Source organism: Microbacterium ureisolvens, from assembly GCF_019511645.1.
Classification (GTDB): Bacteria; Actinomycetota; Actinomycetes; order Actinomycetales; family Microbacteriaceae; genus Microbacterium; species Microbacterium ureisolvens_A.
In genome coordinates this window covers 14,328-35,296 of the sequence record NZ_JAEUAX010000004.1, presented here as the reverse complement: position 1 = coordinate 35,296, position 20,969 = coordinate 14,328, and the positions used below count along the sequence as shown (strand labels likewise).

Sequence of the window (20,969 nt, the reverse complement as noted above, 5' to 3'; positions counted from 1 at the left end):
GTCTCGTCGGCGACCCCGAAAACCCCCCAGTTCGAGATGAAGGAAGAAAGAGAGAGCACGATGACCGAACCCCGAGCCACCTTTCCCCACGGCACGATCCTCGGCTACCCCCGCATCGGGCGCCGCCGCGAGCTCAAGCGCGCGGTCGAGGCGTACTGGTCGGGAAGCACCGACGCCGAGACCCTTGAGCGGACCGCGGCCGACCTGCGCCGCGCGACGCGCGAGCGCCTCGCTCAGCTCGGTCTCGGCCGCGACGACTCGTCGATTCCGGAGTCGTTCTCGTTCTACGACCAGGTGCACGACGCCGCCGTCACGGTGGGGGCGCTGCCCGAGCGCTTCGCCGCCCTGCGCGATGCCGACGGCGGCGTCGGACTCGATGCGTACTTCACCGCAGCGCGCGGCGCGGGCGAGGACGCCCCCCTCGAGATGACCAAGTGGTTCGACACGAACTACCACTACCTCGTGCCCGAGATCGGCCCGGAGACGGTCTTCGCCCTCTCCAGCGACCGCTTCGCGCGCCAGGTGGCCGAGGCGAAGGCGGAGGGCTACACGGTGCGCCCGGTGCTCGTGGGCCCGGTGACGCTGCTCGCTCTCGCGAAGGCGACGGATGCTGCGCCCCGAGGCTTCGATCCGCTCAGCCGGCTCGACGACCTCCTCCCGGTGTACGCCGAGCTGCTCTCCGCACTGCGCGCGGCAGGTGCCGAGTGGGTGCAGCTCGACGAGCCTGCGCTGGTGAGCGAGAGCCTGCCGGCGGAGCCGGCGGCGCTGGCGGATGCCGCGTCCCGCGCGTACGCCGCACTGGGCGTTCGCGGGGACCGGCCGGCGATCCTGGTCGCGGCCGGCTACGCGCAGCTCTCGCCCCAGGCCTGGACGGCGCTCGCCGCGGCTCCGGTCGAGGCCGTCGCCCTCGACCTCACCCGCGGGGCGGTGCCCGAGGCCGTGCCGGGCCTCGACCGCAAGACCCTCGTGGGCGGTGTCGTCGACGGCCGCAACGTGTGGCGCGGCGACCTCGAGGCCGCGTGGGAGCGACTGCAGGCGCTGAGCGTGCTCGGCGCATCGGAGGTCAGCGCGGGGACCTCGACCTCGCTTCAGCACGTGCCGCACGACGTCGCGGACGAAGCCGCGCTCGACCCGCGGCTCGCGTCGTGGCTCGCCTTCGCCGATCAGAAGGTCGGGCAGGTGGTGACGCTGGCGACCGGTCTGGTCGACGGGCGCACCTCCATCGCCGGAGAGCTGGCCGCAGCATCCGCCGCCCTGGCCGATCGGCAGAGCGCACCCGGCGTGCGCGACGGGGCGGTGCGCGAGCGGGCCGCGGCGCTGGGCGCCGGCGACTTCGAGCGCGGCGACTACGACGCCCGCGTCGCGGCGCAGGACGCCGAGCTCGCACTCCCCGTGCTGCCCACCACCACGATCGGGTCGTTCCCGCAGACAGGCGACATCCGCCGTGCCCGCGCCCGCCACGGCCGGGGCGAGATCGACGCCGACGAGTACGAGCGGTTCCTGCGTGACGAGATCGCCCGTGTCGTGACCCTCCAGGAGGACATCGGGCTCGACGTCCTCGTGCACGGCGAGGCCGAGCGCAACGACATGGTGCAGTACTTCGCCGAGAATCTCGACGGGTTCGCGGTGACCGAGAACGGCTGGGTGCAGTCATACGGCTCACGTGCCACGCGCCCGTCGATCCTGTGGGGCGACGTGTCACGGCCGGCGCCGATCACGGTGGCATGGTCGACGTTCGCGCAGTCGCTGACCGACAAGCCGATGAAGGGGATGCTGACGGGCCCGGTGACGATCCTGGCGTGGTCCTTCGTGCGCGACGACCAGCCCCTCGCCGAGACGGCGAACCAGGTGGCGCTCGCGCTGCGGGACGAGATCGCCGACCTCGAGGACGCAGGCATCCGTGTCATCCAGGTCGATGAGCCTGCGCTCCGGGAGCTCCTCCCGCTCAAAGCAGCCGACCAGCCCGCCTACCTGCAGTGGTCGGTCGGCTCGTTCCGCCTGGCGACCGCGGGAGCCGCGCCGGCGACACAGGTGCACACGCACCTGTGCTATTCGGAGTTCGACGTGGTCATCGACGCGATCGCGGCTCTCGACGCCGACGTGACGTCGATCGAGGCGGCCCGCAGCCGCGGAGAGGTGATCGGCGACATCGCGACCTCGGGCTTCGCGGCCGGCATCGGCCCGGGCGTCTACGACATCCACTCGCCGCGCGTGCCGACGGTCGGCGAGATCACCGACCTCCTCGACCGTACGGTCGCCGAACTCGCACTGCGGCGCGTCTGGGTCAACCCCGACTGCGGGCTCAAGACCCGCGGGTACGACGAGACGGTCGCCTCCCTGAAGAACCTCGTCGAGGCGACCGAACTCGTCCGTGAACGCGTGGAGGTCGGCCTCTAGGCGCGCGGGTTCTCGACGGATGCCTCGGCCGGCGCGGATGCGTCGGCCGAGGCATCCGTCGTCTCGGGGATGACCTCCGTGGTGTTCGCGTCGTCCACGACGACCGTGTCGGCGTCGATCACGAGGGTGTCGGCGTTCCCATCGGCGTCTTCGAGCACGGCCTCGTCAGCGACCACCACCTCGTCGGGGCGGACCTGCAGCAGCTCCAGGATCCACGTCACGACCAGGGCGACGATGAGCACGAGGAAGATGTCGCCTGCCGACAGCGGTCGCAGCGCGAACAGCCAGATGACGGCCAGGACGATGATGAGCGTGCGCACCAGGGTGCGGTAGCGGTAGAGCCAGACGCCGAAGCGCCCGGTGCGGAAGCCGTGGCTCGAAAGCTGACGGCGCGCCGACGAGTTGAGGCTGCCGATGGCCTGGCGTGAGCGCACGGCCGGCGCCCAGCGTCCGGCGAACCAGCCGAGGATCGCGATGACGACGCCGAGCAGCACCGCGATGGCGGCGGTCTGCTGCATCGCGCCGACGAGGCTCTGGTAGACGACGTCGAGAGCCGTGGCGGAGAGTCCGAGCTGGACGGCGGTCTGCCCGATGACGGGGTAGCCGACGGCGAACGCCAGCGCCAGCGCGCCGCCGCCGAGCGCGAAGCCGATGCCCGAGCCGAGTACGGCCGTGCTGCGTCGGCGGGCGATGAGGATGCCGAGCACGAACAGACCGATCGTGATGATCGGCAGCCACCAGCCGAGCGCCGTGGCCAGCGCGTACGTCGTGCGGATCGTGACGAGGGTCTCACCGGTGCCGATGATGACGACCTTGTCGACGGCCGGGATGAGCTGGGCGATGCCGACGCCGCGGTCGATGAGGTTCTCCTTGACGCGCTCGACGATCGCGCCCAGCTGGATGCCGAGACCCTCGTCGCTCATGACGACGATGCCGCCGCCGTCGGATGTCGCCGCCGCGGTGAGCGCGCGGTGAGCCGCGCGTGTGGCCGCCGTCCACGTGTCGGCGAAGGCGTCCGACTCGACGACGCGCGTCACGGTCTGCGTGAGGAGGTTCTCCAGACCCTGCGCCGCCGGTGCCTGGAGCAGCTGGAGCGCCTGCGAGGCCCGCGGCGGCAGGCCGAGCTGGTCGATGCCGTCGAACACGTTCGCCGTGAGCTCGCCGAAGTCGACCTGCGCCTGGACGGCCTCGACCGTCTCGTCGATGATCATCTGCTGGACCGCGGGATCGTCGGCGAGCGGGGCGAGGGTCTGCACGAACGCCGACTCGTCGACCAGCTCCAGCCGCGCCCACGCGGTCACGATCGAGATCGGGACGAGGATCGAGGCGATCACGATGCACAGCGCGGAGAAGAACGCGCGCCACCCGCTTCCCGCCGGACGGTTCGCCGTCCTGCCGGTGGCCGGCGCCGAAGCGGCGCCCGCCCGAAGGACGGCGTTCTCCGCCTCCAGCGCGTCGAGGCGGGCCTGAAGGTCGGGAACGTCGGGCGAGGGCGTCACAGCGGTCATTCCACCCTTATAGCGCGTCGCGAGGGTGCTCACCACCTCCGGAGTCGCGCGATTCGTGCGAAACCGCGTCAGACCGCGCGCAGGACCGCGACGACCTTGCCGAGCACGGTGGCATCATCGCCCAGGATCGGCTCGAACGCGGAGTTGCGGGGGAGAAGCCACGTGTGACCGTCGCGCTGGCGGAACGTCTTCACCGTCGCCTCGCCGTCGAGCATGGCCGCGACGATCTCGCCGTTGTCGGCCGTGGCCTGCGACCGCACCACGACCCAGTCGCCGTCACAGATCGCGGCGTCGATCATCGACTCGCCGGAGACCTTGAGCATGAACAGGTCGCCCTTGCCGACGAGCTGGCGGGGGAGAGGGAAGATCTCCTCCACCTGCTGCTCGGCGGTGATCGGAACGCCTGCGGCGATACGGCCGACCAGAGGCACGAGCGCGGCGTCGCCGACCGACGGCGTGGCGTCTGCGGGGCTCTCGGTGGCCGTCCCGGGCAGATCGATGAGCACCTCCATCGCGCGGGTCTTGCCGGCGTCGCGTCGCAGATAGCCGCTCAGCTCGAGCTGGTTGAGCTGGTGCGTGACGCTCGACAGCGACTTGAGGCCGACCGCATCGCCGATCTCCCGCATGCTGGGCGGGTAGCCGTGGCGGGCGATCGAGCGCTGGATCACTTCGAGGATCGCGAGCTGCTTGTCGCTCAGGCTCTTGCGCCGGCGGGTCTGGGGCTTCTCTCGCCCGGCCGCGTCGCTCATCTTCCGGCTCCGTCCTGCGCTCGGCCGCCGAGCGCTGTTTCTTCGAATGTCGGAGGCCCGTGGTGGGGTTCTCGTATCGAAACCGTATCCGGATCCCACGCGATGAGGGGGCAGCCTCACCGCGTGTCGCGTTCGAGAGATCGAAGCCCGAATCGGATATTGACATCGTACAGACTCGAAGATAGCTTCGGAAGAGAGGTTCGCATTCTCCGCTCCCGGCCGAGTGGAGAATGCGAATCTCTCCCCATCAGGAGGAGACGAGCATGACCGCCATCGACTTCACGACGTCCGTCCCGTCGCCGGCCCGCGCTGCCGGGGCGGCAGCCGAGCGCGCAACGCGCGCGGTGGCGGGGCGATCCACGCGCCTGCGCCTGACTGTCCGCGGCCGTCGCGTGCTCGCCGTGCTGGCGGCGCTGCCCGCGGTCGTCGCTCTGAGCGTGGCGGTCCTCGGCGGCGGCGCCGCGCTCGCCTCCCGTGACGCGGGCGCGCCGGCAGGGTCGTTCACGACGGTCACCGTCGCGCCCGGGGAGTCGCTGTGGACGATCGCCGAAGACGTCGCGCCCGACCGCGACCCGCGCGACGTCGTCGACGAGCTCGTGCGACTGAACGCCCTCGAGACCGTCCTCGTCCAGGCGGGGCAGCGCCTCGCGATCCCGGCGGCCTACGACCGCTGATCCCGAGGTGCGTCGCGGGGCGTCACGCGGCGGGAGGGTCATGACCGGCGGGCCTACCATGGGATGGGTGAGTGCACGTCTCGAAGACCTCCCCATACGCGCCGATCTCCGGGGGCAGCAGCCCTACGGTGCCCCGCAGGCACCGCTTCCGGTCGCCCTCAACGTCAACGAGAACACGCATCCGGTTCCCGCCGAGGTCGCCGACGACATCCTCGACTCGATCGCTCTCGCGCTGCGCGACGTCAACCGGTACCCCGACCGCGAGTTCACCGCGCTGCGCGAAGGCTTCGCGGACTATCTCGGCCACGGCCTCACGCGCGACCAGATCTGGGCCGCGAACGGCTCGAACGAGGTGCTGCAGCACATCCTTCAGGCCTTCGCGGGGCCAGGTCGCACCGCCTTCGGATTCACGCCCACATACTCCATGTACCCGCTGCTCACCCGCGGCACCGGTGCCGAGTGGATCTCGGGAACCCGATCGGCCGGCTACACGATCGACGCGGAAGACGCGGCATCCCAGATCGCCGATGCCTCGCCCGATGTGATCTTCCTGTGCGCGCCGAACAATCCGACGGGCACCCCGCTCGGGCTCGACGTCGTCGAGGCGGTGTACGAGGCGAGCGACGGCATCGTCATCGTCGACGAGGCGTACTTCGAGTTCGCCCCGCACGACGAGCGCTCGGCCTTGACGCTGCTGCCCGGTCGTGAGCGCCTCGTCGTCTCGCGCACCATGAGCAAGGCGTTCGCTTTCGCCGGCGCCCGCGTCGGCTATCTCGCCGCGGACCCCGCCCTCATCGACGCGCTGCGGCTCGTGCGCCTGCCGTACCACCTCAGCACGCTGACCCAGGCGGCGGCGTCCGCCGCACTGCGCCACGCTCCGGTCATGCTGGGCATGGTGGACGAGATCGTCGCCCAGCGCGACCGCATCTCGGCCACGGTGGAGGCGCTCGGCTACACGCCTCACGAGTCGTGGACGAACTTCGTGCTGTTCGGCGGCGTGGCCGACCCGGCCGCGACCTGGAAGGCGCTCTACGACGAGGGGGTGCTCATCCGTGACGTCGGAATCCCCTCGCACCTCCGGGTCACCGCGGGCACCGAGGACGAGACCACCGCGTTCCTCGACGCCCTCGCCTCGGTAGGATCGGCGGCATGAGCGCCGCACCACGTACCGCCTCGCTGCGCCGGGCGACGAGCGAGTCGACCGTCGAGCTCGAGCTCGACCTCGACGGCACCGGCCGCAGCCGCATCGACACCACGGTGCCGTTCTTCGACCACCTGCTGACGGCGTTCGCGAAGCACTCGCTCACCGACCTCACGGTTCGCGCGTCGGGCGACACCGACATCGACGCCCACCACACCGTGGAAGACATCTCGATCGTGCTCGGCCAGGCGATCCGCGAGGCGCTCGGCGACAAGTCGGGCATCTCGCGCTACGGCGACGCGCTCGTCCCGCTCGACGAGGCGCTCGCGCAGGCGGTGGTCGACATCAGCGGCCGTCCCTACCTCGTGCACACCGGCGAGCCCGTCGGCTTCGAGCACCACCTCATCGGCGGCCACTTCACCGGCTCGCTCGTACGTCACACTTTCGAGGCGATCGCCTTCAACGGTGCACTGACCGTGCACGTGCGCGTGCTGTCGGGTCGCGACCCCCACCACATCGCCGAGGCGGAGTACAAGGCCTTCGCCCGTGCGTTCCGCCAGGCGAAGGCACTCGACCCGCTCGTCGAGGGCGTTCCGAGCACGAAGGGCGCGCTGTGACCGCAAGCGCTCCGCCCGAGCGGGAGAAGCCGCTCGTCGCCGTCCTCGACTACGGATCAGGCAACGTCCACTCCGCGGTGAAGGCGCTGGTCGCGGCGGGCGCCGACGCGCGTCTCACCTCGGATCGGGGCCTCATCATGGACGCGGACGGGCTCTTCGTGCCCGGCGTCGGCGCATTCCGCGCCGTGGCCGAGGCGCTGCGCGCGAGTCGCGGCGACGAGCTCATCGAGCGCCGCCTCGCCGGCGGGCGTCCGGTGCTCGGCGTATGCGTCGGCATGCAGGTCTTCTTCGAACGCGGCGTCGAGCGCGGCGTCGACACCGAGGGAATGGGTGAGTGGCCCGGCGTCGTGACGGAGCTCGACGCCCCCGTGCTGCCGCACATGGGCTGGAACACGGTCGAGCCCGGTGAAGGTTCGCGCCTGTTCCGCGGCATCGAGCACGAGCGCTTCTACTTCGTCCACTCCTTCGGCGCACAGAAGTGGCTGCTCGACGTCCAGCCGCCCTTCCCCGAGCCCGTGCTGACCTGGTGCGAGTACGGCACGCCGTTCCTCGCCGCGGTCGAGAACGGTCCGCTGTCCGCCACGCAGTTCCACCCCGAGAAGTCGGGGGATGCCGGCATCCGGCTCCTCACGAATTGGATCGACGGCCTCAGCGGGGCTACCCTCTGAGACCGTGCCGTCTGCGGGAGCGCGTGTTCCCGCGAGCCGCCCCACAGCTTCCCCACGTCTGAGTCAGGATCCATGAACGATTTCGCGTCCACTCCCAAGCTCGTCCTGCTGCCCGCCGTCGATGTGGCAGACGGCAAGGCCGTCCGCCTGACGCAGGGTGAGGCAGGCACCGAGACCAGCTACGGCGATCCCGTCGATGCTGCCCTGGACTTCGCGCGGCAGGGCGCCGAGTGGATCCACCTCGTCGATCTCGACGCGGCGTTCGGTCGTGGCAGCAACGCCGGCGTGCTGCGCAAGGTCATCAGGCAGGTCCGCGGCGTGCAGGTGGAGCTCTCCGGCGGCATCCGAGACGACCGGACGCTCGAAGCCGCGCTCGAGAGCGGCGCGTCGCGCATCAACCTCGGCACCGCGGCGCTCGAGAACCCGGAGTGGGCGGCCGATGTCATCGGTCGCTACGGCGACGCGATCGCCGTCGGACTCGACGTACGAGGCACGACTCTCGCCGCGCGCGGCTGGACGCGGGAGGGCGGCGACCTGTGGACGGTGCTCGACCGCCTCGAGTCGGCCGGCTGCAGCCGCTACGTCGTCACCGACGTCACCAAGGACGGCACTCTCAAAGGCCCGAATCTCGACCTGCTGCGCGAGCTCACCACCCGCACCCCGAAGCCCATCGTCGCCTCGGGCGGCGTGTCGAGCCTCGACGACATCGCGGCGCTGCGCGACCTCGTCCCGCTCGGCGTCGAGGGCGCGATCGTGGGCAAGGCGCTGTACGCCGGCGCCTTCACGCTCGCCGAGGCGCTGGATGTCGCCGGACACTGATCCGCACGGCGCCCGCCACGGCCATGGGCACGGCGGCGACTCCGCCGGCGTCCCGTGGGAGGGTCGCAGCTTCCAGGCGAACCCGCACGCCGCCGACGACGGCTCCGCCGATCCGGCGCTGCTGGCCGCGATCACCGCGTTCCGGGCGGGCGCCGGCGGGCAGCGCGAAGTGGTGGACGCCTACCGTGCGGCGCGGCTGCTGATCCCACTTGTCGCAGAGAAGGGCGACCACGCCATCGGGGCGCACGGCCTCGAGGTCGACAAGTCGCAGGAGCTCTCCATCGTCACGGTGGCCGCTCCCGACGGTCGTCGCGTGCTGCCGGTGTTCACATCCGTCGACACGATGAGGCGATGGGATGCTGCGGCCCGGCCGGTTCCGGCTGACGGCGTGCGCACCGCCCTGTCGGCCGCGGCCGATGACACCGACCTCATCGTGGTCGACCCGGCCTCGGAGACCGAGTTCGTCATCCGCCGACCGGCCGTGTGGGCGATCGGCCAGGGGCAGCCCTGGGAGCCGAGCTTCCTGTCGCCCGAGGTGTTCGCCGGCCTCCAGGCGAGCATCGGCGGCGAGCTGTCGGTCATCGACCTGGCGGTGGAGGCCGGCGACCCCGACGCGCGCCTGCGCGGCCCCGAGCTCGTGGTGCGCCTCCAGCTCATGGACGGCCTCGAGAGGCCCGAGCTCGACGCGGTGCTCGCGCGTCTGGCCAAGCGCTGGGCAGCCGACGACCGCATCGCCGTCCTCGTGGACTCCCTGACCGTGAAGCTCGTCCGCGGCTGACGTGGCCCTTGCGCCTCGACGTGTGGGGGCGGAGGATCGGCCAGCGGAGGTAGATCCCATGACCCACGGCCCGCACGGCGAATACGGCGCAGTTCTCCACGTCGCGCATCGGCACGCGATGGCGTGGCTCGATTCCGTCGACCAGCGGCCGATCCGCCCGGATCTCGACGTCGACGGCGTCCACGCACGCCTTCCGCAGGAGCTGCCGGAGGACGGGATCGACCCCGTCGCAGTGATCGAAGAGCTGGCCGAGGCATCCACTCCGGGCCTCATGGCGATGGGATCGCCTCGCTTCTACGGCTTCGTCATCGGCGGAACGTACCCCGCCGCGCTCGCGGCCGACTGGCTCGTCACCGCGTGGGATCAGAACACCGGTTCCCGCCAACCGACGCCCGCGACCGCGGCGGTGGAGGAGGTCGCGGCGGCCTGGCTCCTCGAGCTGCTCGGTCTGCCTGCCCGCAGCGGCGTCGGGTTCGTGACCGGTGCCACCATGGCCAACTTCGGCTGTCTGGTCTCGGCGCGCGACGCCGTGCTTCGCGGCGCCGGCGCGGATCCGGTCGAGGGGATTCAACGCGCGCCCTCGGTGCGGTTCCTCGCCGGCGACGCCGTGCACACCTCGATGGTCCTCGCCGGCCGACTCGCGGGTCTCGGCGCGCCGCAGACGGTCGGGGCTGACGATCAGGGCCGGATCGATGTCCGGGGCCTCGAGCGCGCCCTCGGCGACGGCGAGGGTCCCGCGATCGTCGCCCTGCAGGCAGGCGACGTGCATTCCGGTGCGTTCGACGACTTCGCGGCGGCCGTCGAGATCGCGCACCAAGCAGGCGCGTGGGTGCACGTGGACGGGGCGTTCGGCCTATGGGCCGCCGCCAGCCCGCGGCTGCGGCAGCTGGTCGGTGGGCTGGCCGATGCGGATTCGTGGGCGACCGACGCCCACAAGACGCTGAACGTTCCCTACGACTGCGGCGTCGCGATCGTCCGTGACGAAGCCGCGATGAACGCGGCGCTCGGGGCTCACGCCGCTTACCTGCCGAGCGTCCAGAGCGTCTCCGATCCCTACGACCGCACGCCCGAGCTCTCTCGCCGGGCGCGCGGCGTGACGGTGTGGGCGGCGCTGCGTTCGCTCGGCCGTCAGGGCGTCGTCCGTCTGATCGACGGGCTGACGGATGCCGCCACCGCCCTCGCCGACGGGCTCCGGGCGATTCCGGGACTCGAGGTGCTCAACGACGTCGTGTTCACGCAGGTCTGCCTCGCGGCGGGGGACGACGCGTCGACGGCAGCGCTGGGGGAGTGGCTCCGGGCGGAGGGGACGGTCTGGGCGTCATCGTCCACCTGGCGCGGCCGCACGGTCGTGCGCTTCGCGGTGAGCAACCGCGGCACCGACGGCGAGGCCGTCCGCCGCACGATCGACGCCGTGGCGCGCGGAGCCGCTGCGCTCGGAGTCGGCGGGCAGTCCGCCAGGCCCCGCGACGAGCAGGTCAGGTGACCGGGCCGGTCCACTTCTCGCCGGGCCCCTTGCCGATCGGGTCGGGGATGACCGAGGCCTCGCGGAACGCGAGCTGCACCGAGCGCAGTCCGTCGCGAAGCGAGCGGGCATGCATATCGCTGATCTCGGGGGCGCCGGCGGTGATGAGCCCGGCCAGCGCGTTGATGAGCTTGCGTGCCTCGTCGAGGTCGGTCTGCGTCGCGGGGTCGTCCGCCAGTCCCACCTTGACCGCGGCGGCGCTCATGAGGTGCACGGCGGCCGTGGTGATGACCTCGACGGCGGGCACGTCGGCGATGTCGCGCGATGCGGAGGCGGCCGCTCGCTCCTGTTCCTCCCAGCGGGCCTGACGCTCAGCATCCACCGCCGTCGTGCTCGCCTGATCGCCGTCCTGGTCTCGAATCGTGTCCACGCCGTTCTCTCTGATAGACTGCTGCGGTCTCCGGTGCGTTCTGCACCGGATCGGAAAGTGGATCACATCCCACCCGCGCTTGCCGTTCCAGGCTACCGGGTCATGCACTCCGCCCCGACCGTTCCGCGGCCGGGGTAGCCGCCGGGGCGACCGGGCGGGAACTCCATCACCGGAGAGGGTGCAGGAAGTCGGCGCTTGAAGCGTCTGACGGGTGGAGTGGATCTTCCTCCGCCCGCGATACGAGAGCGTGTCGCGGTGGTCCAGCCCATATACCCAAGGAGTTCCGCATCAGCGATCCCCGCACCAACGACCGCATCCGCGTGCCCGAGGTCCGCCTCGTCGGCCCGAACGGAGAGCAGGTCGGCGTCGTCCGCATCGAGGTGGCGCTGCGCCTGGCCCAGGAGGCCGACCTCGATCTCGTCGAGGTGGCCCCGAACTCGAAGCCGCCCGTGGTCAAGATCATGGACTACGGCAAGTTCAAGTACGAGGCTGCGCAGAAGGCCAAGGAAGCGCGTCGCAATCAGGCGAACACCGTCCTCAAGGAGGTCCGGTTCCGCCTGAAGATCGAGGCCCACGACTACATCACCAAGCTCAAGCGCGCCGAGGGCTTCCTCCAGTCCGGCGACAAGGTCAAGGCGATGATCCTGTTCCGCGGTCGCGAGCAGTCGCGTCCCGAGCAGGGTGTGCGCCTGCTCCGCAAGTTCGCGGAAGACGTCGCCGAGTTCGGCACTGTCGAATCGAATCCCACGATCGACGGCCGCAACATGGTGATGGTGGTCGCACCGCACAAGAACAAGTCCGAGGTGAAGACCGAGCAGAACGCTCAGCGCGCCGCGAACAAGGAAGCTGCCCGCTCCGCCCGCAGCGGCGGCGCGACGCAGGCCGGTGCTGCGGCCGCAGCGGCCGAGGCCCCCGAGGCCGACGCCCCGGCCCCCGCCGCCGAGGCAGCCCCGGCCGAGTAAGGCCCCACAGACTCCCGCACCGCGGGATACCGACTCCCGCCTGGGCGGGAAGTGAAACGAAGGAAGAAGAGATGCCGAAGCAGAAGACCCACTCGGGCGCCAAGAAGCGCTTCAAGGTCACCGGCAGCGGGAAGCTCATGAAGCAGCAGGCGAACCTTCGCCACAACTTCGAGGGCAAGCCCACGCGCCGCACCCGTCGCCTGTCGCAGGAGCAGGTCCTCGCCCCGGGCGACGCCAAGGTCGCGAAGAAGCTCCTCGGCCGCTGACGCGCGCCGACGCAAGTTAGGAACATCAAGAAATGGCTAGAGTCAAGCGGGCCGTCAACGCCCACAAGAAGCGTCGCGTCATCCTCGAGCGCGCCTCGGGTTACCGTGGCCAGCGTTCGCGCCTGTACCGCAAGGCGAAGGAGCAGGTCACCCACTCGCTCGTCTACGCGTACCGCGACCGTCGCAAGCGCAAGGGCGATTTCCGTCGCCTCTGGATCCAGCGCATCAACGCCGCCGCCCGTCAGAACGGCATCACGTACAACCGCTTCATCCAGGGCCTCGGCCTCGCGGGTGTGCAGGTCGACCGTCGCATGCTGGCCGAGCTCGCGGTGAACGAGCCCAAGACGTTCGCGTCGCTCGTCCAGACCGCCAAGAACGCGCTGCCCGAGAACGTCAACGCTCCGAAGAGCGCCTGACACGCGGCATCCGTCGTCTCGACAGGGGCGTCCTCCTCACGGAGGGCGTCCCTTTCGCCGTCAGTGCCCGAGCGGGTCGCGGAGCGCGTGACGGGGGGACGGATGCCGCGACCCTAGACTGATGCCGTGCTCGAGAACCCTCGCTCTCCGCGTGTCCGCGCCGTCGCGAAGCTGACGAAGCGCAGCGCGCGTCAGGAGACCGGACTGTTCCTGCTGGAGGGTCCGCAGGCGGCGCGCGAAGCGCTGGCGTACCGGCCCGAAACCCTGGTGGAGATCTTCGCCACTCCGACCGCGCTCGACAAGCATGCCGATGTGCGCGACGCCGCGAGGGATGCCGGCCTCGAGGTCGTGTACACCACCGAGGCGGTCCTCGACGCGATGGCCGACACCGTGACGCCGCAGGGCATCGTCGCAGTCGCCCGCCAGTCGCCCACATCGCTGCGCGAGGTGTTCGCCGCCTCGCCGCGCCTCGTCGCGATCTGTGAGGAGGTGCGCGACCCGGGCAACCTCGGCACGATCATCCGCGCCGCCGACGCCGCCGGTGCGGACGCCGTCGTGCTCACGGGCCGCACCGTCGACCCGTACAACCCGAAGGTCGTGCGTGCGACCACCGGGTCGCTCTTCCACGTGCCCGTCGCGGTCGGAGTCGATCTCGCGGCGGCCGTGGAGAAGGCTCACGCCGCCGGGGTCCGGGTCATCGCCGCGGACGTCGGGGGAGGGGACTTCCTGGCATCGCGCGGCGTCCTCGCCGAGCCCACGGCGTGGCTCTTCGGCAACGAGGCGCGCGGGCTCGAAGGGGAGGCGCTGGCCTTGGCCGACCTGTCGCTGCGGCTCCCGATCTACGGCGCAGCCGAGTCGCTGAACCTCGCCACCGCAGCGAGCGTCTGCCTGTACGAGACGGCGTTCGCGCAGCGCGCGGCGGGGTGAGCGGAGGCCCGGTTCCGGCGCTGTTACAACACGGTAAAGACGCGGGCTACCTCTGGCACCCCGTCGGAGCGCACCTCTATGGTGAGGCTATGACGTCCGACGACAGTGCGCCGCGAACCAGCAACATCTCGGTTCGCCGCGGTGACCCGCTGGTCCAGATCACCAACGTCCAGAAGCACTACGGCGACTTCCAGGCGCTGCAAGACATCGATCTCACCGTGAACCGCGGCGAGGTGGTCGTCGTCATCGGCCCGTCCGGTTCGGGCAAGTCGACGCTCTGCCGCACCATCAACCGGCTCGAGACGATCACGAGCGGAACCATCACGATCGACGGCAAGGAGCTGCCCAAAGAGGGCAAGGCGCTGGCCGCGCTGCGAGCCGATGTCGGCATGGTGTTCCAGTCGTTCAACCTCTTCGCGCACCTCACGATCCTCGACAACGTGACGCTGGGGCCCATCAAGGTCAAGGGCATGAAGAAGTCCGAGGCCGAGGCGCTGGCCCGGCGCCTGCTGGATCGCGTCGGGGTCGGCCATCAGGCCGGAAAGCTGCCCGCCCAGCTCTCGGGCGGACAGCAGCAGCGCGTCGCGATCGCCCGCGCGCTGGCGATGGAGCCGAAGGTCATGCTCTTCGACGAGCCGACGAGTGCCCTCGACCCCGAGATGATCAACGAGGTGCTCGACGTCATGGTCGGCCTCGCGCAGGACGGCATGACCATGATCGTCGTCACCCACGAGATGGGGTTCGCCCGAAAGGCCGCCGACCGCGTGGTCTTCATGGCCGACGGTCAGATCGTCGAGGAGGCGACCCCCGAGGAGTTCTTCACGAACCCGCGCTCCGACCGCGCGAAGGACTTCCTGTCGAAGCTCCTCACCCACTGACGTCCGCGCCTGCACCGGCGCGGCGACCGAAGAAACACACGGAACGGACCTGGAGGATCACATGCGAAAGCTCAGGATGGGCGGCGCGCTCGCGGGTATCGCGATCGCGGCGCTCGCGCTGACGGCGTGCAACAGCGGCACGCCCGGCGCCACGTCGACTGATGAAGGCGACGCCGGCGACGAGGAGACCTCGAGCACGCCCTGGGAGGTGGCCACCGACGTCAGCATCGAGGGCAGCCCCACGTTCGACGCCATCTCCGAGCGCGGCTCGGTGAAGGTCGGTGTGAAGGAGGACCAGCCCGGGCTCGGCTACCTCGACCCCACCACCGGTGAGCGCACCGGCTTCGACGTCGACATCGCGCGCTGGATCGCTGCGTCGCTCGGCTACGACGAGGACCAGATCGAGTTCACGGCCATCCCCTCGGCCAACCGCGAGCAGGCCATCGTCAACGGCGACATCGACTACTACGTCGGCACGTACTCGATCACCGACAAGCGCAAGGAGCAGATCTCCTTCGCGGGTCCCTACTTCATCACCGGCCAGGGTCTGCTCGTCGCCGCCGACAATGACGAGATCGAAGGCCCCGAAGACCTCGCCGGCAAGAACGTCTGCTCGGCGACCGGCTCGACCTCGATCCAGCGGATCAAGGACGAGTACCCGGAAGCCACCACCACCGAGTTCGACACGTACTCGCAGTGCGTCGAGCAGCTCAAGAGCGGCCAGGTGGATGCGGTGACCACCGATGAGGCGATTCTCATCGGCTACGCCGCGCAGGACCCCGACGCCCTCAAGGTGGTCGGCGAGCCGTTCAGCGAGGAGCGCTACGGCGTCGGCATCCAGAAGGGCGACACGGCGTTCGTCGAGTTCGTCAACGAGATGTTCACCGATGGCGGCGACACGTGGGAGGCGATCTTCGAGAACAACCTCGGCGCCGCCGGCGTCGAAGGCGAACAGCCGGACGTCGATCCCGTCGACTGACAACCCACGGTGGCGGCATCGGGGGCGACCCGGATGCCGCCACCGCATCCGAGGAGGAGGACGCGCGGGTGAACATCATCACGGACTATCCCGACCTGTGGCGCGACGCGCTCGTGGGCACGCTCGTGCTGTTCTTCGGCGGCGCAGTGATCGCACTGATCCTTGGCGTCATCGTGGGAGCGATGCGCGTGTCCCCGATCCCGGTGGCCCGGGCGGTCGGGACGGTCTATGTGAACTGGATCCGCAACACACCCCTCACGCTCGTGATGTTCTTCTTCGCGTTCTGCGTGCCGCTCCTGCTGCCCGGTCGGGCGAACTTCCTCGTGCTGGCGGTGTGGGCCCTCGGCATCTACACGGCCACGTATGTCGCGGAGACCATCCGCTCCGGTATCAACACCGTTCCTGTCGGGCAGGCAGAGGCGGCGCGCGCGATCGGCCTGACCTTCGGCCAGGTCATGTCGCTCATCGTGCTTCCCCAGGCGGCGCGCTCGGTCATCCCGCCGATGATGAGCGTGTTCATCGCCCTGCTGAAGAACACGACGGTCGCTGCGGGCTTCTCGGTCGTCAACCTCGGCAACATCCGCGCCGAGATGAGCGAGAACGGCGAGAACCAACTCCTCACGATCGTGTGGGTCATGGTGTTCTTCGTCGTGATGGTGCTGCTGCTCGCCTGGCTCCAGCGAGTACTCGAGAACCGATGGAGGGTTGCGCGATGAGCTCGGTCCTGTATGACGTCCCCGGTCCGCGGGCCATCATCCGCAACCGCATCCTCGGCGTGATCACGGTGCTGGTCGTGCTCGCCGTGCTCGGCTGGGTGCTGTGGCGCTTCTGGGTGACCGGGCAGTTCAGCCCTGAGAAGTGGTACGCCTTCACCTTCACGCGCATCTGGGAGCAGTTCGGGCTCGCGACCCTGCGCACACTGGCGGCATTCGCCGTGGCTTCCGTCGGCGCCCTCATCCTGGGCTTCGTCCTCGCCATCGGCCGCCTGTCGGATCACGCCTGGATCCGGATGCCCATCGCCGGCATCACCGAGGTGTTCCGTGCCATCCCCGTGCTGATCTTCATGATCCTGCTGTACTACGGCCTGCCGGTGATCGGCATCAAGATGTCCTCCTACTGGGCGGTCGTCATCGCACTCATCGCGTACAACGGCTCCGTGCTCGCTGAGGTCGTCCGGGCCGGCGTGGAGTCGCTGCCGAGAGGACAGAGGGAGGCGGGCTACGCGATCGGCCTTCGCAAGGCCGGCGTGATGCGGCTCGTCCTTCTGCCGCAGGCCATCCGCGCGATGATGCCCGTGATCATCGCCCAGCTGGTCGTCACCCTCAAGGACACCGCGCTCGGGTTCATCATCACCTACCCCGAGCTGCTGTACTTCGCCCGCCTGCTCGGATCCAACGCGGTGCTCGGCTCACCGCTGATCCCGGCAGCGCTCGTCGCCGGCGCGATCTACGTCATCCTCTGCCTCGCCCTGTCGTACGTGGCGTACACGGTCGAGAAGCGGCTGCGTCGCTCGCCCAAGACCGGTGGTGTGGCCGGCGCGGGCATGGGTCCCGGCCCGGCGAATGCGCCGACGACCGACACGGAGCTGATCGCGGCCCAGAAGGGCATCGGCAAGTTCGATGCGGGCAGCACCGCCTGAGGCCGCGCATCGGGCGGAGCAGGTCACTGCCCGTCGGTAGACTCGTCTCTCGTGTCCGACGCTCCCGAAACCACCGAGATCACGCCTGAGGCGGTGAACGCCGCCGTCGACGCCGCCCTCGAGGCCATCGCGGCCGCCGGCGACACCGCAGCGCTGAAGGCCGCCCGCTCCGCGCACGCCGCCGAGGGTTCGCCGCTGGCGAAGCTCAACGCGCGGCTGCGCGACGTGCCGAACGACAAGAAGGCCGAGTTCGGCAAGCTCGTGGGCCAGGCCCGCGGTCGGGTGAACCAGGCGTTCGCCGCCCGCGAGGAGGAGCTCGCCGCGGCCGAGACGGCCGCGAAGCTCGACGCGGAGCGCGTGGACATCACGGCCCTCGCGGCCCGCGCGCGCGTGGGGGCGCGGCATCCGATCTCCCTCCTGCAGGAGCAGATCGCCGACATCTTCGTCGGGATGGGCTGGGAGATCGCGGAGGGCCCCGAGCTCGAGCACGAGTGGTTCAACTTCGACGCCCTGAACTTCGACGTCGATCACCCCGCACGTCAGATGCAGGACACGTTCTTCGTCGACCCGGTGGAGCGCCACCTCGTGATGCGCACCCACACCAGCCCGGTCCAGGTGCGCTCGATGCTCGAGCGGGACCTGCCGCTGTACGTGCTCTGCCCGGGCCGTGTGTACCGCACCGACGAGTTCGATGCGACGCACCTGCCTGTCTTCACGCAGTTCGAGGGCATCGTCGTCGACAAGGGCATCACGATGGCACACCTCAAGGGCACGCTCGACCACGCCGCGAAGGTGCTGTTCGGCGCAGAGGCCAAGACGCGCTTCCGCGCGAACTTCTTCCCCTTCACGGAGCCGTCGGCCGAGCTCGACCTGTGGCATCCGACCTTCAAGGGCGGCGCCCGATGGATCGAGTGGGGCGGCTGCGGCATGATCAACCCGAACGTGCTGCGGGCTGCGGGGATCGACCCGGAGGAGTACTCGGGCTTCGCCTTCGGCATGGGCATCGAGCGGACGCTGATGTTCCGCAGCGACGTTCAGGACATGCGCGACATGGCCGAGGGTGATGTCCGCTTCAGCGAGCAGTTCGGAATGGTGGTCTGATGCGCGTCCCGCTCTCATGGCTTCGTGAGTACGTCGACGTCCCGGCGGACGCCTCGCCGGAGGACGTCCTCGCCGCGCTCGTGCGCGTCGGGTTCGAAGAGGAGGACGTGCACCGCTTCGAGCTGCAGGGCCCGATCGTGGTGGGCGAGGTGCTCGATTTCGTCGAGGAGCCGCAGTCCAACGGCAAGACGATCCGATGGGTCCAGGTGCGCGTCGCACCCGACGGCGAGACCGCCGCGGACGGCGGCGACGCGGTGCACGGCGTCGTGTGCGGTGCGCGCAACTTCTTCGTCGGCGACAAGGTCGTGGTGACGCTGCCCGGCGCGGTGCTCCCCGGCCCGTTCCCGATCGCCGCGCGCAAGACCTACGGCCACGTGTCGGACGGCATGATCGCATCCGCCCGCGAGCTGGGTCTCGGCGACGAGCACAACGGCATCCTGCGTCTCGTCGAGCTCGGCATCGACGCGCCCGTCGGCACCGACGCCATCTCCCTCCTCGGCCTCGACGATGTCGCCGTCGAGATCAACGTGACCCCCGACCGCGGCTACGCCCTGTCGATCCGCGGCGTCGCCCGCGAGTACTCCCACTCGACCGGCGCGGCGTTCCGCGACCCGGCCGACCGCGCGTGGGAAGAGCTGGCCCCGGGCTCGGGCTTCCCGGTCAGAGCCGACGACCTCGCTCCGATCCGCGGCCGCGCGGGCGTCACCGAGTTCGTGGCGCGCGTCGTGCGCGACGTCGACCCCACCAAGCCGACCCCCGCGTGGATGATCGCGCGCCTGTCGCTCGCGGGCATCCGCTCCCTCGGCATCCTCATCGACATCACCAACTACGTGATGCTCGAGCTCGGCCAGCCGATCCACGGCTACGACCTCGACAAGCTGCAGGGCGGCATCACGGTGCGCCGTGCGACCCACGGCGAAAAGCTCGAGACGCTCGACGGCAAGGTCCGCACGCTGGACGTCGAGGACCTCCTCATCACCGACGAGTCGGGGCCGATCGGCCTGGCGGGCGTCATGGGAGGCGGCGCCACGGAGATGGGTGACACGACCCGCAACGTGCTCATCGAAGCGGCCACGTTCGACACGGTGTCGATCGCGCGCACGGCCCGCCGGCACAAGCTGCCGAGCGAGGCATCCCGTCGTTTCGAGCGCGGCGTCGACCCGCTCGTGCCTTTCGTCGCCGCGCGTCGCGTCGCCGACCTCATGGTCGAGTACGCCGGCGGCACCAGCGACGACGAATACGGCGCGGCGCTGTTCGCCGAGGTGTTCATCCCCGGCATCGACCTGCCGCCGACGTTCGTGCAGCACCTCATCGGCGTCGACTACACGCCGAGCCAGATCGAGGCCGCGCTGCGGCTCATCGGCTGCGAGGTCGTGGAGGCCGAGGACGACGCGGCCGGCTGGCAGGTGATCCCGCCATCGTGGCGTCCCGACCTCACCGACAAGTGGACGCTGGCTGAGGAGGTCGCCCGCATCGAGGGTTACGACCGCATTCCCTCGGTACTGCCCACGCCGCCGTCGGGCCGCGGCCTCACCGCCGCGCAGCAGGGCCGGCGTCGCGTGGCGAACGCGCTCGCCGCCGCCGGGTTCGTCGAGACCCCTTCGTTCGGGTTCACCACCGAGGAGCAGAACGACCTCCACGGCTCGCCGTCGGGGGAGCACCTGCCGAGCGTGAAGCTGGCGAACCCCCTCGACGGGCAGGCGCCGTTCCTTCGTCGCTCGCTCGTGCCCGGTCTCCTGCAGGTCGCACATCGCAACGTGGCGCGTGGCCTCACCGACCTCTCGCTCTTCGAGACGGGCGTCGTGTTCCTTCCGAAGCCGGGTGTGCAGTACGGCACGCCGTTCGTGCCGCCACTGGCGGTGCGACCGGATGCTGCGACCCTCGCCGAGCTCGATGCCTCGATCCCGCCCCAGCCCCGCCACGTCGCCGTGCTGCTCACGGGCAGCCTCGTGGCGAAGCAGCCGGGTGTCGCGCCGGTGACGGCCGAGCTCGCCGATGCGCTGGACGCGGTCCGCACGATCGCCGCGGCAGCGGGCGTCACGATCGACGTCGCACAGGGCCGGCGCGCCGCGCTGCACCCGGGCCGCACCGGCGTGCTGACGGTGGCCGGCACGGAGGTCGGGTACGTCGGCGAGCTGCTTCCGGCGGTGGCACAGGCATCCGATCTTCCGGGTCGGGTGATCGTCGCCGAGCTCGATCTCGACCTCGTGCTCTCGCTCGCAGGTGAGAAGGTCGTCGCGGCGTCGCTGTCGGGCTTCCCGGCCGCGACGCAGGACGTCTCGCTGGTGCTCGGTGTCGACGTCCCGGCGGCCGAGGTGCGCGCCGCGCTCGTCGCGGGCGCGGGGGAGCTGCTCGAGTCCGTGCGCCTGGTCGACGACTATCGCGGACAAGGTGTGCCCGACGGCGAGAAGAGCCTCACGTTCGCGCTGCGCTTCCGCGCCCCCGATCGCACGCTCACCGCCGCCGAGGCCACGGAGGCGAAGCTCGCGGGCGTGGCCGTCGCGACCGAGCGTTTCGGAGCGACGCTGCGCGAGTAGCATCCGTATCCCGGCGCGTCT

21 protein-coding genes are annotated in these 20,969 nt (G+C 70.4%); 18 read left to right on the top strand and 3 right to left on the bottom strand.

Annotation, left to right across the window (positions count from 1 at the left end):
* Positions 1 to 60 precede the first annotated feature (60 nt).
* Complete coding sequence (metE, locus tag JNB61_RS08625) at positions 61 to 2,397, top strand: 5-methyltetrahydropteroyltriglutamate--homocysteine S-methyltransferase (protein WP_220339358.1); 2,337 nt, start codon at positions 61 to 63, stop codon at positions 2,395 to 2,397.
* On the opposite strand, the gene JNB61_RS08620 is transcribed toward metE, so the two are convergent.
* Together JNB61_RS08620 and lexA are read right to left on the bottom strand one after the other, a co-directional pair.
* Positions 2,394 to 3,905 carry a hypothetical protein gene (locus JNB61_RS08620; protein ID WP_220339357.1) on the bottom strand — a complete coding sequence of 504 codons (1,512 nt, stop codon included), beginning with the start codon at positions 3,903 to 3,905 and terminating at the stop codon, positions 2,394 to 2,396. The two genes, metE and JNB61_RS08620, sit on opposite strands and share 4 nt — an antisense overlap.
* Before the next feature lie 68 nt (positions 3,906 to 3,973).
* Positions 3,974 to 4,654 (bottom strand): transcriptional repressor LexA, encoded by a 681-nt coding sequence (gene lexA, locus JNB61_RS08615; protein WP_159844959.1) that lies wholly within the window; start codon positions 4,652 to 4,654, stop codon positions 3,974 to 3,976.
* 263 nt (positions 4,655 to 4,917) lie between these two features.
* Here lexA and JNB61_RS08610 point away from each other — a divergent pair, with 263 nt between their 5' ends.
* The 7 genes from JNB61_RS08610 to JNB61_RS08580 all read left to right on the top strand — a co-directional run bounded on the left by JNB61_RS08610 (position 4,918) and on the right by JNB61_RS08580 (position 10,834).
* On the top strand, positions 4,918 to 5,328 hold the full coding sequence (locus JNB61_RS08610) for a LysM peptidoglycan-binding domain-containing protein (RefSeq protein ID WP_159844955.1): 411 nt from the start codon (positions 4,918 to 4,920) through the stop codon (positions 5,326 to 5,328).
* Positions 5,329 to 5,386: 58 nt separating this feature from the next.
* Positions 5,387 to 6,481 (top strand): histidinol-phosphate transaminase, encoded by a 1,095-nt coding sequence (locus JNB61_RS08605; protein ID WP_220339516.1) that lies wholly within the window; start codon positions 5,387 to 5,389, stop codon positions 6,479 to 6,481.
* Positions 6,478 to 7,086, top strand: coding sequence for an imidazoleglycerol-phosphate dehydratase HisB (hisB, locus tag JNB61_RS08600; RefSeq protein ID WP_220288014.1), 609 nt, complete (start codon positions 6,478 to 6,480; stop codon positions 7,084 to 7,086). Before JNB61_RS08605 ends, hisB begins: the two co-directional genes overlap by 4 nt.
* The gene (gene hisH / locus JNB61_RS08595) at positions 7,083 to 7,754 is read left to right on the top strand and encodes an imidazole glycerol phosphate synthase subunit HisH (RefSeq protein ID WP_220288013.1); all 672 of its coding nucleotides are present in this window, start codon (positions 7,083 to 7,085) and stop codon (positions 7,752 to 7,754) included. Before hisB ends, hisH begins: the two co-directional genes overlap by 4 nt.
* A gap of 72 nt (positions 7,755 to 7,826) precedes the next feature.
* A complete protein-coding gene (gene priA / locus JNB61_RS08590) occupies positions 7,827 to 8,573 on the top strand; it encodes a bifunctional 1-(5-phosphoribosyl)-5-((5-phosphoribosylamino)methylideneamino)imidazole-4-carboxamide isomerase/phosphoribosylanthranilate isomerase PriA (RefSeq protein ID WP_159844944.1) in 747 nt (248 codons plus the stop codon).
* Positions 8,557 to 9,351 (top strand): SseB family protein, encoded by a 795-nt coding sequence (locus JNB61_RS08585; RefSeq protein ID WP_220339356.1) that lies wholly within the window; start codon positions 8,557 to 8,559, stop codon positions 9,349 to 9,351. The genes priA and JNB61_RS08585 overlap by 17 nt, the downstream gene beginning before the upstream one ends.
* A 58-nt stretch (positions 9,352 to 9,409) precedes the next feature.
* Positions 9,410 to 10,834: a pyridoxal phosphate-dependent decarboxylase family protein gene (locus JNB61_RS08580; RefSeq protein ID WP_220339355.1), complete on the top strand. Its 1,425-nt coding sequence runs from the start codon at positions 9,410 to 9,412 to the stop codon at positions 10,832 to 10,834.
* Here JNB61_RS08580 and JNB61_RS08575 read toward each other — a convergent pair.
* The gene (locus JNB61_RS08575; protein ID WP_116196754.1) at positions 10,827 to 11,195 is read right to left on the bottom strand and encodes a DUF1844 domain-containing protein; all 369 of its coding nucleotides are present in this window, start codon (positions 11,193 to 11,195) and stop codon (positions 10,827 to 10,829) included. The two genes, JNB61_RS08580 and JNB61_RS08575, sit on opposite strands and share 8 nt — an antisense overlap.
* 368 nt (positions 11,196 to 11,563) lie before the next feature.
* On the opposite strand from JNB61_RS08575, the gene infC reads away from it, so the two are divergent.
* The 10 genes from infC (at position 11,564) to pheT (ending at position 20,948) form a co-directional block, all read left to right on the top strand.
* On the top strand, positions 11,564 to 12,205 hold the full coding sequence (gene infC / locus JNB61_RS08570; protein ID WP_308289076.1) for a translation initiation factor IF-3: 642 nt from the start codon (positions 11,564 to 11,566) through the stop codon (positions 12,203 to 12,205).
* Positions 12,206 to 12,276: 71 nt separating this feature from the next.
* Complete coding sequence (rpmI, locus tag JNB61_RS08565) at positions 12,277 to 12,471, top strand: 50S ribosomal protein L35 (protein WP_159844935.1); 195 nt, start codon at positions 12,277 to 12,279, stop codon at positions 12,469 to 12,471.
* 32 nt (positions 12,472 to 12,503) lie between these two features.
* Positions 12,504 to 12,887 (top strand): 50S ribosomal protein L20, encoded by a 384-nt coding sequence (gene rplT, locus JNB61_RS08560; RefSeq protein WP_159844933.1) that lies wholly within the window; start codon positions 12,504 to 12,506, stop codon positions 12,885 to 12,887.
* 126 nt (positions 12,888 to 13,013) lie between these two features.
* A complete protein-coding gene (locus tag JNB61_RS08555; protein ID WP_220288010.1) occupies positions 13,014 to 13,814 on the top strand; it encodes a TrmH family RNA methyltransferase in 801 nt (266 codons plus the stop codon).
* Positions 13,815 to 13,903: 89 nt separating this feature from the next.
* A complete protein-coding gene (locus JNB61_RS08550; protein ID WP_374226633.1) occupies positions 13,904 to 14,692 on the top strand; it encodes an amino acid ABC transporter ATP-binding protein in 789 nt (262 codons plus the stop codon).
* A gap of 61 nt (positions 14,693 to 14,753) precedes the next feature.
* Positions 14,754 to 15,671, top strand: a complete 918-nt coding sequence (locus JNB61_RS08545; protein ID WP_220288009.1) for a glutamate ABC transporter substrate-binding protein — start codon at positions 14,754 to 14,756, stop codon at positions 15,669 to 15,671.
* 68 nt (positions 15,672 to 15,739) lie between these two features.
* Positions 15,740 to 16,387, top strand: a complete 648-nt coding sequence (locus JNB61_RS08540; RefSeq protein WP_220288008.1) for an amino acid ABC transporter permease — start codon at positions 15,740 to 15,742, stop codon at positions 16,385 to 16,387.
* A complete protein-coding gene (locus tag JNB61_RS08535) occupies positions 16,384 to 17,310 on the top strand; it encodes an amino acid ABC transporter permease (protein ID WP_220288007.1) in 927 nt (308 codons plus the stop codon). Before JNB61_RS08540 ends, JNB61_RS08535 begins: the two co-directional genes overlap by 4 nt.
* A 51-nt stretch (positions 17,311 to 17,361) precedes the next feature.
* Positions 17,362 to 18,411: a phenylalanine--tRNA ligase subunit alpha gene (gene pheS / locus JNB61_RS08530; RefSeq protein ID WP_220339354.1), complete on the top strand. Its 1,050-nt coding sequence runs from the start codon at positions 17,362 to 17,364 to the stop codon at positions 18,409 to 18,411.
* Entirely contained in the window at positions 18,411 to 20,948 is a 2,538-nt protein-coding gene (gene pheT / locus JNB61_RS08525; protein WP_220339353.1) for a phenylalanine--tRNA ligase subunit beta, read from the top strand. The genes pheS and pheT overlap by 1 nt, the downstream gene beginning before the upstream one ends.
* Positions 20,949 to 20,969: the final 21 nt, after the last annotated feature.